Source organism: Methyloversatilis sp. XJ19-13 (assembly GCF_024580155.1).
GTDB lineage: Bacteria > Pseudomonadota > Gammaproteobacteria > Burkholderiales > Rhodocyclaceae > Methyloversatilis.
Genome location: NZ_JANINH010000005.1, coordinates 128,503 through 141,986, shown reverse-complemented (window position 1 = coordinate 141,986; position 13,484 = coordinate 128,503). Strand labels below are relative to the sequence as shown.

At 63.9% G+C, this 13,484-nt stretch carries 17 protein-coding genes; 12 read left to right on the top strand and 5 right to left on the bottom strand.

Translation table 11 applies throughout. The features are described from left to right. Positions 1-2: 2 nt before the first annotated feature. The 3 genes from NMQ14_RS08745 to NMQ14_RS08735 form a co-directional block, all read right to left on the bottom strand. Positions 3-731 carry a hypothetical protein gene (locus tag NMQ14_RS08745; protein WP_257095252.1) on the bottom strand — a complete coding sequence of 243 codons (729 nt, stop codon included), beginning with the start codon at positions 729-731 and terminating at the stop codon, positions 3-5. 180 nt (positions 732-911) lie between these two features. After that, complete coding sequence (locus NMQ14_RS08740) at positions 912-1,529, bottom strand: hypothetical protein (RefSeq protein WP_257095250.1); 618 nt, start codon at positions 1,527-1,529, stop codon at positions 912-914. Positions 1,530-1,597: 68 nt separating this feature from the next. Next, positions 1,598-2,674 (bottom strand): histidinol-phosphate transaminase, encoded by a 1,077-nt coding sequence (locus tag NMQ14_RS08735; RefSeq protein WP_257095248.1) that lies wholly within the window; start codon positions 2,672-2,674, stop codon positions 1,598-1,600. 151 nt (positions 2,675-2,825) lie between these two features. Between NMQ14_RS08735 and hisB the strand changes: the two genes are divergently transcribed. The 10 genes from hisB (at position 2,826) to tatC (ending at position 8,397) form a co-directional block, all read left to right on the top strand. After that, on the top strand, positions 2,826-3,413 hold the full coding sequence (gene hisB, locus NMQ14_RS08730) for an imidazoleglycerol-phosphate dehydratase HisB (protein ID WP_069039436.1): 588 nt from the start codon (positions 2,826-2,828) through the stop codon (positions 3,411-3,413). Between the two features lie 57 nt (positions 3,414-3,470). Then, on the top strand, positions 3,471-4,106 hold the full coding sequence (hisH, locus tag NMQ14_RS08725; RefSeq protein WP_257095245.1) for an imidazole glycerol phosphate synthase subunit HisH: 636 nt from the start codon (positions 3,471-3,473) through the stop codon (positions 4,104-4,106). A gap of 76 nt (positions 4,107-4,182) precedes the next feature. Further along, entirely contained in the window at positions 4,183-4,929 is a 747-nt protein-coding gene (hisA, locus tag NMQ14_RS08720; RefSeq protein WP_069039438.1) for a 1-(5-phosphoribosyl)-5-[(5-phosphoribosylamino)methylideneamino]imidazole-4-carboxamide isomerase, read from the top strand. 35 nt (positions 4,930-4,964) lie between these two features. Next, positions 4,965-5,735, top strand: a complete 771-nt coding sequence (hisF, locus tag NMQ14_RS08715; protein ID WP_257095240.1) for an imidazole glycerol phosphate synthase subunit HisF — start codon at positions 4,965-4,967, stop codon at positions 5,733-5,735. Further along, positions 5,732-6,121 carry a phosphoribosyl-AMP cyclohydrolase gene (hisI, locus tag NMQ14_RS08710; protein ID WP_257095238.1) on the top strand — a complete coding sequence of 130 codons (390 nt, stop codon included), beginning with the start codon at positions 5,732-5,734 and terminating at the stop codon, positions 6,119-6,121. The genes hisF and hisI overlap by 4 nt, the downstream gene beginning before the upstream one ends. Next, positions 6,118-6,441 carry a phosphoribosyl-ATP diphosphatase gene (locus NMQ14_RS08705; RefSeq protein WP_257095236.1) on the top strand — a complete coding sequence of 108 codons (324 nt, stop codon included), beginning with the start codon at positions 6,118-6,120 and terminating at the stop codon, positions 6,439-6,441. Before hisI ends, NMQ14_RS08705 begins: the two co-directional genes overlap by 4 nt. A 72-nt stretch (positions 6,442-6,513) precedes the next feature. Next, on the top strand, positions 6,514-6,873 hold the full coding sequence (locus NMQ14_RS08700) for a histidine triad nucleotide-binding protein (protein WP_257095233.1): 360 nt from the start codon (positions 6,514-6,516) through the stop codon (positions 6,871-6,873). 2 nt (positions 6,874-6,875) lie between these two features. Continuing rightward, complete coding sequence (gene tatA, locus NMQ14_RS08695; protein WP_257095231.1) at positions 6,876-7,103, top strand: Sec-independent protein translocase subunit TatA; 228 nt, start codon at positions 6,876-6,878, stop codon at positions 7,101-7,103. A gap of 81 nt (positions 7,104-7,184) precedes the next feature. Further along, a complete protein-coding gene (tatB, locus tag NMQ14_RS08690) occupies positions 7,185-7,640 on the top strand; it encodes a Sec-independent protein translocase protein TatB (RefSeq protein ID WP_257095229.1) in 456 nt (151 codons plus the stop codon). 10 nt (positions 7,641-7,650) lie between these two features. Then, entirely contained in the window at positions 7,651-8,397 is a 747-nt protein-coding gene (gene tatC, locus NMQ14_RS08685; protein ID WP_257095227.1) for a twin-arginine translocase subunit TatC, read from the top strand. Here the strand turns inward: tatC and NMQ14_RS08680 are convergent, their stop codons facing one another. Next, the gene (locus tag NMQ14_RS08680; protein ID WP_257095225.1) at positions 8,398-9,600 is read right to left on the bottom strand and encodes a Do family serine endopeptidase; all 1,203 of its coding nucleotides are present in this window, start codon (positions 9,598-9,600) and stop codon (positions 8,398-8,400) included. Between the two features lie 27 nt (positions 9,601-9,627). On the opposite strand from NMQ14_RS08680, the gene NMQ14_RS08675 reads away from it, so the two are divergent. Beyond that, positions 9,628-10,374 carry a Nif3-like dinuclear metal center hexameric protein gene (locus NMQ14_RS08675; RefSeq protein ID WP_257095223.1) on the top strand — a complete coding sequence of 249 codons (747 nt, stop codon included), beginning with the start codon at positions 9,628-9,630 and terminating at the stop codon, positions 10,372-10,374. 15 nt (positions 10,375-10,389) lie between these two features. Here NMQ14_RS08675 and NMQ14_RS08670 read toward each other — a convergent pair whose 3' ends face one another. After that, complete coding sequence (locus tag NMQ14_RS08670) at positions 10,390-12,543, bottom strand: FimV family protein (protein WP_257095221.1); 2,154 nt, start codon at positions 12,541-12,543, stop codon at positions 10,390-10,392. 211 nt (positions 12,544-12,754) lie between these two features. Between NMQ14_RS08670 and NMQ14_RS08665 the strand changes: the two genes are divergently transcribed. Next, a complete protein-coding gene (locus tag NMQ14_RS08665; RefSeq protein ID WP_257095218.1) occupies positions 12,755-13,453 on the top strand; it encodes a fumarylacetoacetate hydrolase family protein in 699 nt (232 codons plus the stop codon). Positions 13,454-13,484: the final 31 nt, after the last annotated feature.

Sequence of the window (13,484 nt, the reverse complement as noted above, 5' to 3'; positions counted from 1 at the left end):
GGTTATCGGCGCAGGCGCGCGGCCACCAGCGCAAGGCCTGCCAACATCATCCAGCCCCCCGACACTTCCGGCACCGGAGACACCGAAATCGAAAACGCCGCGAGGCCGGGTTGTGCGGCGGACTGGTCACCATCCGTGAAGCCGGTCCAGTTCGATGAGGCGTTGACCAGCAGCCGATAAGTTGCGAAATCGGCTTCGCCGCTGCGCGGCCCGGTGTATTCGGCGAAGTCGGTGCTGGCCGTCAGAATGACGGCATTGACGCCGTCCTGCAGCCCGGCGGCAGAGAGCGCGTTCGTGGCGGCGGCGCCTGCTTCGGATGACACCGCGGCGAGGAAGGTGGTCGGGCTGTTGGCGGCCGTGCCCAGGTAGGCGTACACAGTTTCGGCGGTGCTGCTCAACGCACGGCTGCCTGACGAGGTCAGCGCGCCGATCGACACCGCGCGGCTGGCCTGATCGATCTGGCTGAAGCGGATCACGCTGCCCGCGGCGATCGATGCCGCGCCGGTGTTCCAGGTGTGAAAGCCTTCGGCGCTCGAAAATGCGGCGCCGCCCCAGTTGCTGTCGGTGAAGTAGATCGTGCTGTCCGCCGCCAGGTCGGCCAGGGCCACGATGGTCCAGCCGTCTTCATCGGTGTTCAGTGCGGTGAACGCAATGTCACCGGTACTCAGTGCGAATGTGTGCTGCGCCGACAGGCACAGCGAGACAGCCAGAAGCTTGCGTGCTGACAACATGGGACTCTCCTTGGGAAATGTGATGAACCGCCCCGTTGAAGGCGGATTTCTTCGGGTGTGTCCCTGGCAGCCGTTCAAATGCCGCTTGTTGAATTATCTATTGTGCATACACCCGACCCAAGAGTATTCCATGTGGGTGAAATGATCAAACGCCACGGATTGGGGTGACGCAGGGAAAAGTCAGCGCAAGGTCATGCCGGTCCAGCCATCCTTGCGCAGGCAGTCGTACAGGCCGCGGGTGACGGTCTTCGCGACCGGATCGGGTTCGTGGCCGGCGCCGAGTGTCGACAGGCAGGCTGCCTGTGAAGCCATCAGCGCCGAGCCGTCTGCACCGGCTTTGGCCCACATGGCAATGGTGATACGCGACAGCGGGTCTTTCGGTACGGCAGGTTTGGTGGCCGCTGCGGCAGCCGGTCTGGCCGCGCTGGCCTTCCTTTCCGCCGGGGCAGAGCCGGAAGAGGGTGCGACGGCTGGCTTCGCGCCTGCAGCCGCGCCCGCCGCTGCGGCAGAAGTCACTGCAACGGCCACCGGCGCGGCAGCTTCTTCCTCGACTTCGGCGGCGTCCTCGTCCACCGGCGCGAATCCGAGTTGCGACAGTTCTTCCATCGACCGCGTCCACCATCCTTTTTCGTCCATGCACCGGGAGAAGGCGCTGCGCTCCGAAGTGGTGCTCTTGCATTCGGCTTCGGCGCGGCGGAAGTCCTCACCGCCAGCGCCTTGCTTGAACGAAATGCCGGTGCAGCCGGCGAGCGCGGCGATCAGGGCGGACTGGAACAGGGAACTGGCGAAGCGATGCATGACTGAACGACCCGGGGATGTGGACCCGACAGCTCTAGCAAGAAGCGCTCCGCAGTTGCGGAATCGGGTCAGGAAACCTGCAGGATGTCCCGCAGTGCGGCGAGCAGCGATGCACAGTGCGCATCGGTGCCGATCGTGACGCGCAGAAACTGGTCGATGCGTGCTGCCTTGAAGTGACGCACCAGGATGCGCCGCTCGCGCAGCGCCAGCGCCAGCGTGGCGGCGTCGTGCGCCGGATGGCGGACGAACAGGAAGTTGGCGGCAGACGGCAGTACTTCGAAGCCCACCGCAGCCAGATCGGCGCGCAGGGTTTCCCGGCTGGCCATGACGCGCCGGCGCGTCTGCTCGAACCATCCGACGTCCTCGATCGAGGCGGTGGCGCCAACGAGGGCCAGGCGGTCGAGCGGGTAGGAGTTGAAGCTGTCCTTTACCCGCGTCAGCGCTTCGATCAATGCCGGGTGTCCGACTGCGAAACCCACGCGCAGACCGGCCAGCGAACGCGACTTCGACAGCGTCTGTGTGACCAGCAGATTGGGGTGGCGATCAATCAGCGCCACCGCCGACTCGCCGCCGAAGTCAATGTAGGCCTCATCGATCACCACCGGGCAATCGGGCAATGCAGCGGCGAGCCTGTCGATGTCGTCCAGCGGCAGCAGGCAGCCTGTCGGTGCGTTCGGATTCGGAAAGATCACCGCGCCGGGCCGGCGTGCGATCAGATCGTCGACGCGGATTGCGAACTGCGCGTCCAGCGGCACGCGTTCGAAGGCGATGCCGTACAGCTGGCAGTAGACCGGGTAGAAGCTGTAGGTGATGTCCGGGAAAACCAGCGGTCGGTCGTGTTTCAGCAGGCCGATGAAGGTGTGCGCCAGTACCTCGTCGGAACTGTTGCCGACGAAGACCTGATCCGTCCCGATGCCGAAACGTGCGGCGATCGCCTCGCGCAGCAGCAGGCCTGTCGGTTCCGGATACAGCTTCAGCCGGTCGCCGTCGCGGCCCAGTTCGGCCTGTATGGCCGCCACGGCGTGCGGGCTTGGTGGATAGGGGCACTCGTTCGTGTTGAGTTTGATCAGGCCTTCGATCTTCGGTTGTTCGCCCGGGGTGTAGGGCGACAGGGTGCTGACGACGGGGCTCCAGAACTGGCTCATGATGATCGCGGCGGTGACGTGTTGAAACAGGGGGACGGGCAGTCGGCGCAATGGGCGCTGCAAATGACCGCATCCGAGTCGATGTTATCATTCGGGAATTGCGATTCCGGCGCTGCGCCGGAGCGATTTTCCGACGGCGATCCGACCATTCATGCGGCAAGCAGACATCACGCGCAACACGCTCGAGACCCAGATCAGCGTGCGCATCAATCTCGATGGCAGCGGCCAGGGCAAGCTCGATACCGGCATCCCCTTCCTTGACCACATGCTCGACCAGATCGTTCGCCACGGCCTGATCGATCTCGAAGTCAGTGCGAAGGGTGATCTGGAAATCGATGCCCACCACACGGTGGAAGATGTCGGCATATCGCTGGGTCAGGCCTACGCCAAGGCGGTCGGCGACAAGAAGGGGCTGCGCCGCTACGGCCACGCCTATGTGCCGCTCGACGAAGCGATGTCGCGCGTCGTTGTTGACCTGTCCGGCCGTCCGGGCCTTGTCTACAACGTCGACTACACGCGGGCGCGCATCGGCGATTTCGACGTCGACCTGGTGCGCGAATTCTTCCAGGGCTTCGTCAATCACGCGCTCGTCACACTGCACATCGACAATCTGCGCGGAATCAATGCCCACCATCAGTGCGAAACAGTGTTCAAGGCCTTTGCCAGAGCCTTGCGTGCGGCCAGCGAGCGCGATGATCGTGCCTCCGGCCAGATGCCGTCGACAAAGGGCTCGCTCTGAGCGTTCGCCTGATTTCGAGCCCCACTCTTACGCGTTCCACTCCTTCCTGCGCCACTCATGACCCGCGTTGTCATCATCGATTACGGTATGGGCAACCTGCGTTCAGTCGCCAAGGCGATCGGGCACATTGCGCCTGCGGCTGACGTCGTCGTCAGCAGCGACCCGCGCGATGTGATCACTGCTGACCGGATCGTGTTTCCGGGGCAGGGCGCCATGCCCGACTGCATGCGCGAACTCGATCTGCGCCGGTTGCGCAGTACGGTGATCGATGCTGCCGCAACCAAGCCTTTCCTCGGCATCTGCATCGGCCTGCAGATGTTGTTCGAGCACAGCGAAGAGGGCGATCATCCCGGTCTTGGTGTTCTGGACGGCGAAGTCCGTCGCTTCGACAATCCGGTCGATCCTGTCAGTGGCGCCCGCCTGAAGGTGCCGCACATGGGCTGGAACGGCGTACGGCAGACAGCGAAACACCCGCTGTGGGCAGGCATTCCGGATGAAGAGCGTTTCTACTTCGTACACAGTTACTATGTGGTGCCGCAGGACGCTGCCGTGACTGCCGGCGAAACCTGTTACGGCGCGCCCTTTACCAGCGCCATAGCGCGCGATAATATTTTTGCCGTTCAGTTCCATCCCGAAAAGAGCGCACACGCCGGACTGCGCCTGCTGGCGAACTTCATCGACTGGACACCCTGATGGACGAAGCCGGGCAACGCCGCCCGACCGTGACCGCTCCCGACATCCCTTTTCTGACCCGACCCGACCTCGTGCCATGCTGCTGATTCCTGCCATCGACCTCAAGGACGGCCACTGCGTACGCCTGAAGCAAGGCGACATGGATGTGGTGACCGTATTTTCGGAAGACCCGGCTGCCATGGCCCGGCATTGGCTGGATGCCGGCGCGCGCCGCCTGCATCTGGTTGACCTGAATGGCGCCGTGGCCGGCAAGCCGAAGAACGAATCGGCCATCAAGGCCATCGTGCGCGAACTGGGTGACGAAATCCCGATCCAGCTCGGCGGTGGCATCCGCGACCTCGATACCATTGAACGCTACCTGGATGACGGCATCAGCTACGTCATCATCGGCACTGCGGCGGTGAAGAGCCCGGGTTTCGTGCACGATGCCTGCGGCGCATTCCCCGGCCACATCATCGTCGGGCTGGACGCGCGCGACGGCAAGGTTGCGGTGGATGGCTGGTCGAAAATGACCGGCCACGACGTTGTCGATCTGGCGAAGAAGTTCGAGGATCAGGGCGTCGAAGCGGTCGTCTACACCGACATCGGCCGCGACGGCATGCTTGGCGGTGTCAACATCGAAGCGACCGTCAAGCTCGCCCAGGCGCTGCGCATACCGGTCATCGCCTCGGGCGGCGTGACCAATATGGACGACATCCGCGCGCTGTGTGCGGTCGAGGACGAAGGCGTCATGGGCGCCATCACCGGACGCGCCATCTACGAGGGCACGCTGGATTTCGCGGCGGCCCAGGCCGAAGTCGACCGTCTGAACGGCGACGCCTGATCCATCACTTTTGACGCGCGCCGCGCGGGAGTCCCATGCTGGCCAAGCGCATCATTCCCTGTCTGGACGTCAACGCCGGCCGCGTGGTCAAGGGCGTCAATTTTGTCGCCCTCAAGGACGCCGGCGATCCGGTTGAAATCGCTCGTCGCTACGACGAACAGGGCGCCGACGAACTGACCTTCCTCGACATCACCGCGAGCTCGGACGCGCGCGACATCATCCTGCACGTCGTCGAACGGGTGGCCGATCAGGTGTTCATCCCGTTGACGGTGGGTGGTGGCGTGCGCGCGGTCGACGACGTGCGCCGCCTGCTCAATGCCGGCGCCGACAAGGTGAGCATGAATACGGCGGCGATCAACGATCCAGAACTGGTCGCCCGGGCGTCCGGCAAGGTCGGCTCGCAATGCATCGTGGTCGCCATCGACGCAAAGCGCGTGGCCGACCGCGACGGTCAGCCGCACTGGGAGGTGTTTACCCACGGCGGCCGCAACGCGACTGGCCTGGATGCGATCGCCTGGGCGCAGAAGGTCGAATCGCTCGGCGCGGGCGAAATCCTGCTTACCAGCATGGACCGCGACGGAACGAAGAGCGGTTTCGATCTGGCGCTGACGCGCGCCGTGTCGGACGCGGTGCGCATCCCGGTCATCGCCTCGGGCGGGGTCGGCACGCTCGATCACCTGGTTGACGGTGTGCTTGACGGTGGCGCGGATGCCGTACTGGCCGCCAGCATCTTCCACTTCGGCGAGCACACGGTACGCGAAGCCAAGGAGCGCATGCGCAGCCGCGGCATCGAGGTCAGGCTGTGAGCGGGCCGGCCTGGGCAGACGACATCGAGTGGGACGCGAACGGCCTGCTGCCGGTCATCGTGCAGGAGGCGGCCAGCGGCGATGTGCTGATGTTCGCGTGGATGAATCGTGAGGCGCTGACACGCACGGCTGAACTGCGCGAGGCCGTCTTCTGGTCGCGTTCGCGCGGCAGGCTGTGGCACAAGGGCGAGGAATCGGGTCATACGCAGAAGGTGCTGGACATCCGCCTCGACTGCGACCGCGATGTACTGCTGCTGAAAGTTGAACAAACAGGCGGTATCGCCTGCCATACCGGACGTCACAGCTGCTTTTTCCATGCCTTGACGGACGACGGCTGGGAAACGACCGAGCCCGTACTCAAGAATCCGGATGACATCTACAAATGATCGATATCGAAGTACTGCATCGAGTGGCGCAGACCATTGCCGAACGCAAGGCGGCAGAACCCGGCTCGTCGTACGTGTCGTCGCTGCTGCACAAGGGCACCGACGCGATCTGCAAGAAGGTGGTCGAAGAAGCCGCGGAAACCATCATGGCTTCGAAGGATGGCGACGCGGGTCATCTGGTGAAGGAGGTGTGCGACCTCTGGTTCCACAGCATGGTGCTGCTCGCGCACCACGGCCTGACGGTCGATGACGTGCTGCACGAATTCCGTCGCCGCGAAGGCATTTCCGGTCTGGACGAAAAACGTTCGCGCACGACCTGACGTGCTGTTGCGGGCACACAATACGGTAATACGCGTATCCCAGAATTCGTTCCAGACGGACACACTTGAACCATGCAAGACAACGACTGCATTTTCTGCAAGATCATCAGCGGCAAGATTCCGTCGCGCAAGCTGTACGAGGATGAGCTGATCTATGCCTTCCACGACATCAATCCTGCCGCCCCGGTGCACTTCCTGATCATTCCGAAGGCCCACATCCCGACGTTGTCCGATGCGAGTGCGGCGCATGAGGCAGCGCTGGGCCGAATGCTCGCGAAAGTCGGCGAGCTGGCCCGCGAAGCCGGTTGCACCGATGGTTATCGCACGATGATCAACTGCGGAAGGGTGGGTCGGCAGGAGGTGTATCATCTTCACATGCATGTCGTGGGCGGGCCGGATCCCCTGCCGCCCATGCTCGTTTTCGAGAGGTAATCATGGGTTCATTCAGCATTACGCACTGGCTTATCGTTCTGGTCATCGTGCTTTTGATCTTCGGCACGAAGAAGTTGCGCAACATCGGTTCTGACCTGGGTGGCGCGGTCAAGGGCTTCAAGGACGGTGTGAAGGGTGGCGAGAACGACGCCGCCGTCACACCTGAGCAGCCGACCCAGCACGTGGGCCGCACCATCGACGTCAAGGCCGAAGAGAAGGTCAAGTCCTGACCCTTGTGACCGGCCGCCTGCCGGGCCGCGTCGTCACACGGCCACCGGGACGCAGTGCCCGGTGCCTCATCCGTCCAATCCATGTTTGACATCGGTTTTTCCGAATTCCTGATCATCGGCATCGTTGCGCTTCTGGTGCTCGGCCCAGAGAGGCTGCCGCGCGCTGCGCGTACGGCCGGGCATCTGCTTGGCCGTCTGAAGCGTTACGTGAGCGATGTGAAATCGGACATTTCGCGCGAGATGCAACTGGACGAGTTGCGCAAGCTGCAAGCCCAGGTTGAGCAGCAGGTGCGCGATGTCGAGCGCCAGGTCGATGAAACCGCGGCCGGCGTCAACAACGAAGCGGCCGGACTGAGTGACCAGATGCGCGCAGCGATGGCGGAGCAGGACAAATACGCCGCCGTTGAAAACACCCTGATGGACCCGCCCCCGCCGGCCAACCCCGCCGTGCCGGCCGAAGATCCCGCATCCGGCCAACTGTCGCTCGACATCCCGCCGCCGGGCGCGATCGAGCCGGCGAATCGCGAAAAGGCATGAGACGTCGGGCATGAACGAACAGACCGAAAGCTTCGTATCCCATCTGGTCGAACTGCGCGACCGGCTGCTGCGCGCCGTCATTGCAGTGGTCGTGGTGTTCGTGTGCCTGATGCCCTGGGCGGCGGACATCTACGACATCCTTGCCCATCCGCTGATGGTGGCGTTGCCCGAAGGTACGAAGATGATCGCCACCGGCGTCGTGACGCCGTTCTTTGTGCCGGTGAAGGTGACGCTGATGCTCGCCTTCCTGATTTCCCTGCCGGTGGTGCTATACCAGGTCTGGGCCTTTATCGCGCCTGGCCTGTACGCACACGAAAAGCGACTCGGACTGCCGCTGATCATCGCCAGCACGTTGTTGTTCATCGTCGGCATGGCGTTCTGCTACTTCCTTGTTTTCGGTGTTGTATTCAGCTTCATCGCTGAATTCGCGCCGAAAAGCATCACGCCGGCTCCGGACATCGAGCAATACCTGTCCTTCGTACTGACCATGTTCACCGCCTTCGGCGTCACCTTCGAGGTACCGATCGTGGTCATCGTGCTGGTGCGCTTCGGGCTGGTGACGATCGCGCAACTCAAGGAAGCACGGCCCTATGTGATCGTCGGGGCCTTCGTCGTGGCTGCGATCGTCACACCGCCGGATGTGGTGTCGCAATTGCTGCTCGCGATTCCGCTCTGCCTGCTGTACGAGCTCGGCATCCTGTTTTCGCGCTTCATCAAGGCGTCCCCCGAGCGCAGCAAGACCACGCAGGACGCGTGATCACTCGTCACGGCGCTGTGCCTGTGCCGTGACGGGGCGCTTGCCCACGGTGACGCCGAGGTCCTTTTCCGCGCCGCTGCGATAGATCTTCAGCGTGGCCTGCTGACCCGGCACCAGCGCTGCGATGAGCTGCAGCATGCCGGACGCGTCTTTTACCTTCCTGCCATCGACCTCAAGCAGCACGTCGCCGGGGCGGACGCCGCCGCGATCAGCGGGACTGCCGCGCATCACACCGGCGATCAGCGCGCCACTGGCGGCCGGGACCTTGAAGCTTTCCGCCAGTTCGGGCGTCAGTTCCTGTACCTCCACACCGACCCAGCCACGTGTGACCGAGCCGTTGGCGACGATCTGTTCCATCACGCTGCGTGCCGTACTGACGGGAATTGCGAAGCCGATGCCCAGCGAGCCGCCGCTGCGCGAGTAGATCGCGGTGTTGATGCCGACCAGATTGCCGTCGGCGTCGACCAGGGCGCCGCCCGAATTGCCCGGGTTGATCGCTGCATCGGTCTGGATGAAATTCTCGAAGGTATTGATGCCAAGCTGCGAGCGACCGAGCGCCGACACGATGCCCATCGTGACCGTCTGTCCGACGTCGAAAGGGTTGCCGATGGCCAGCACCACGTCGCCGATGCGCAGGCCGTCGGTTGCACCGAAGCTGGCAGCCGGTAATTTGGCCGGAGCCTTGACCCGCAGCACCGCCAGATCGGATTCGGGGTCGCTGCCGATCAGCGTTGCCGGATACTTGCCGCCATCGTTCAGCGATACCTCGATCTCGTCGGCGGCTTCGACCACGTGGTTGTTGGTCAGCACGACCCCATCCTCGCTGACGATCACGCCGGAACCGAGTCCCATCTGGCGCTGCGGCTGATTACCGAGCCGGTCGCCGAAAAAGTGCCGGAACACCGGATCATTCATAAGCGGGTGCTGCGGCGTCTTCACGGCCTTGGTCGTAAAAACGTGCACCACCGAAGGCAGTGCCTTCTGCGCCGCATCCGCGTAGGTCACGACCCTGGCGGCCTCGATGCGCGCGGGGGGCGCCACCACATCCGGCAGCAGGGCTGCCTGCGCGGCCGATACGGTCGCACTGCTGCCTGTCTGGCCGTTGCGCGTCGGCAACCAGTCGGGGCGCAGCGTCGCAATGACGAAAAGCACGGCCAGCGCGGCCGTGACCGATTGAGCGAAGACAAGCCACAGACGCTGCATAATCAGGAAATGGAAACCGGGGGGAAAATGGACAGGACGCAGCTGCAAAGACATCTCGATGAACTGCTGGATGCCGCGCGCTTCAAGGATTATTGCCCAAACGGACTACAAGTGGAAGGCGCGTCAGAGGTGTCGAAAATCGTCTGCGGCGTCAGTGCCAGCCTGGCCTTGATCGATGTTGCAATCGAGCGCGGTGCTCAGGCTCTGCTGGTGCATCACGGTTGGTTCTGGCGCGGTGAGGATGGCCGGCTGACCGGTACCCGACGCGCCCGGATCGCGCGCGTGCTTGCGCATGACATCAACCTGTTTGCCTATCATCTGCCGCTGGATGCGCATCCCGAGCTGGGCAACAACGCTCGCCTCGGCCGCTTGCTCGATTTCCGGCCGACCGGCACGGCCGGAGAACAGGGTTTGATATGGCTGGGCGAACCCGGACAGCCGGCCACGGCTGGCGAAGTGTGCAAACGTGCCGAGATCGTGCTGGGTCGCACGCCGTTGCTGGTCGGTGACCCGCAGCGCAGGGTGCATCGCGTCGCCTGGTGCACCGGCGGGGCGCAGGGATATTTCGAGCAGGCCATCGATGCAGGGGTCGATCTGTACATATCGGGCGAAATTTCCGAACCGACCACCCATCTCGCGCGCGAATCGGGCGTGCCATACATTGCGGCCGGTCATCACGCGACCGAGCGGTATGGCGTCATGGCACTGGGCGCACATCTGACCGAGTGTTTCGGCCTGACTGTCGATTTCGTCGATATCGACAACCCGGTTTGATCCGGGCGTGCTGTCTTACAGCAGTGCCAGCCGCGATGTCTGGGTTTCGGTGATCGATGGGTTGGCGATCAGCCATTCGAGCATGGCCTTCAAAAGCAGGATGTCGTCGATCACACCGAGCGGAAAACCGACGCGGGCGCCGGCGCGGTTGTCCCGCAGCAGCTCCACCAGGTAGTCCAGACAATCCTGATTCGGCCAGCAGGCATTGATGCGCGCCATGATGTGGCCGAACTGCTCGACCGATTCCGACGTCGTGGGGCCGCTGAAATGCTCCCAGTCCGGCACCTTGGCGTTGAATGCGCGATTCAGTTTGGGCGCAAGATCGTCGTATTCGCCGCGCCGGCCGCTCGAGTGGTAAAGATCGAGCAACTTGAGCCATGGAATGATCGACTCCTTCGGGTAATCGCGCAGGAATTCGGACAGCGTCTGCGCTGCGCCCTCGGCACGACCAAAGGACATCATGATTTCGGCCAGTTCGAGCACATGCTCGGGGGACGGCGGCGCCTCTTCATTGGCGGGTCGGGCGGTCTGGTCGAAACTCAGGGCAGCAGGTGTGGTGGCCGTACTGCTGACCAGCCTCGGACCGAGTGGTGCTGCGCTGGGTTTGGTTACGCCAACACTGCTCGTCGAACCGGTGAAGCCGTCGAATTCGAGGTCGAGCCGAATCGGCGTACCCGCTCCGTTTGCGTCGATCTGCCCCAGTTCGAAATCAACGGCAGGCGCATCTCCGGAAGTCGCGCTGTCCGCGACCTGGTGCTGCTGCGCAATATCCAGGTCCTGAATGTTCTCGGCGGGTGCTTCGCCGGGAAAATGCTCGAACGACACGGCTTCGGGCGCGCCTGCTGTCGGCCCGACCGGATATTCGGGGGCCTGTTGCCGGGGCTGCGTCCAGGCCGTCGTATCCACTTCGTCCTGCGCGGCCTGCGTGTCCACCGCCTGCGGCGGCAGTGTCTGGCTCATCATCATGCGGGTGACGGCCTCTTCTGCATGGCGGCTGCGCAAGGCTGCGTTGGCTGCGAGCTTGCGGGCGCGACGGCGCCATACCCAGGCGCCGCCCAGTACGGACCCGGCGGCCAGAGCACCGAGTGCTGCGACCAGCCAGTTTACGCCGCTCGCTTCGGGGGCATCCGGCACGGTATCGGGCGGCAGCTTGTTGATGACGCGCACCGGCTCGTTGGTCAGCCCGGCTGGCGGCGCGACAACCTCGTCCGGGCCTGATGGTGCCTCCGCCGCGGTCGATTCGATCGCCGGGCTGTCTTCGGCAGGCGCCTGCTGAATCACAGCATCCGGTTCCACGGTGGCAGCCGCTGGCGCTTCCTGCGTGACGTCAGGCCGGGCGGTGACGGGAGTTGTGGCTTGCTCCGGCGGCAAGGCGGCGTTCATCGATGCTTCGGTCCGACCGAGCTGCTTCTGCAGTTCGGCCATGCGTGCCTCGAGCTGCTTGACCTTGTCGGCGATGGCGAGATGGGTCGCAATCTGCTCGTCGAGCGCGGCGAGCAGCCGCTGCTCCGTGCGCAGCACCTCGCGCTGGGCTTCACTGGCCTCGGCGCGACGCGACAGGCCCCCCGACATTTTCAGTCCGTTGCCGTCATCGGCATTTGGCGCCACCCACAGGCGGTCGACAGTCGCGGCTTCCTTCTGGCGTCGCGTCTTGCGTTCCGGTTTCGGCTTCGGCTGCGCAGGCTGGTCATTGGCCACGGATTCAGTCGGAGCATCGATCGGGGTGCTTGCCGCAGTGCGGCGTGTCGGGACCACTGCGGGCGCAATCGGTGCGGGCGCCACGGTGTCCTCGATCTGCGGCGCGCCGGACGGCTGCATCAACACGGCGTATTCGCGCGCCAGCTCGAAACCACAGCCTATGCGTAAACCGACCATCAGGATGGGTTCGTTGATGGCTTGTGCGCTGCTGATGAAAACGGTGCGCCCCTGCGTGCGGATGCGGGCGCTCGACAGCCACGGCAGATCGTCCGCAGCAGCCGTGGCCGGCGCATTGATCGAAAAGCAGGTGCTGGCCGGAACGGCTTCACCTTCACCGAGCATGTTGATTTCTGCGCGGAACGGCTCGCCGATGACCGATTTGGTCCTGATCGCCCCCAATCCGAGTGCGAGCGCATCCTGTGCATGCAGACCTGCAGCGAGCAACGCGGCTGCCAGTAGGGTCGGACGCAAGTAATCAAGCGTGCGTGGATGTAGCGGACGTCGAGGGGTCACAAGGATCTCCGAACCTTCATGCGCCTGAGAGAATTGATCGATGTCAGTGCTTTCGGCCGCAGGAGGGGAAACTTTACTTTAATGGCGCAATGCGGCCCGAGCCGCGTCGTGCCAAGCGATGCCGCTACAGGCAAAATTGTGTGTCACGACAACCCTGCAGGTGCCTGCCATGCCGATGCTGCTGTTTCCATTGCTTCAACCGACGCTTCCGGTACAGGGTGAAGAAGCCCTTTTTCCGGTTCGGCGCATCTATTGCGTCGGGCGCAATTACGCTGAGCACGCGCGGGAGATGGGGCATGACCCGGCGCTCGAGTCGCCGTTCTTCTTTTCCAAGCCGGCCGATGCAGTGGTGAACGGGCCCGCTGCGGTGGCCTATCCGACAGCGACGACTGACCTGCAGCATGAAGTGGAACTGGTGGTGGCACTGCACGGGGGTGGCCGCAACCTGGACAGTGCGCAGGCGCGCGCCTGCATTTTCGGCTACGGCGTCGGGCTGGACCTGACCCGGCGGGACCTGCAGCGTGCGGCACGCGACAAGGGACAGCCGTGGGACATGGGCAAGGGTTTCGACCAGAGTGCGCCGGTGTCGCAGCTGGTGCCCGCCACCGAATGCGGCCACCCGCGCGCGGGACAGATCGAATTGTCGGTGAACGGTCAGTTGCGTCAGCGGGGCAACCTGACCGACATGATTCTGGATGTCGACACGCTGCTGGTCAGGCTTTCGCGGCTGGTCGAACTGCGCGCGGGCGATCTGCTGTTCACCGGCACGCCGGCGGGTGTTGCGGCGCTGCAACCCGGTGACCGCGTCGACGCACGTGTGGACGGTGTTGCCGATCTGTGCGTGGATATTGCGCCGCCGCAAAATTGATCGGCGTTTTGCCGTTCCGAGGTTTCAGTGC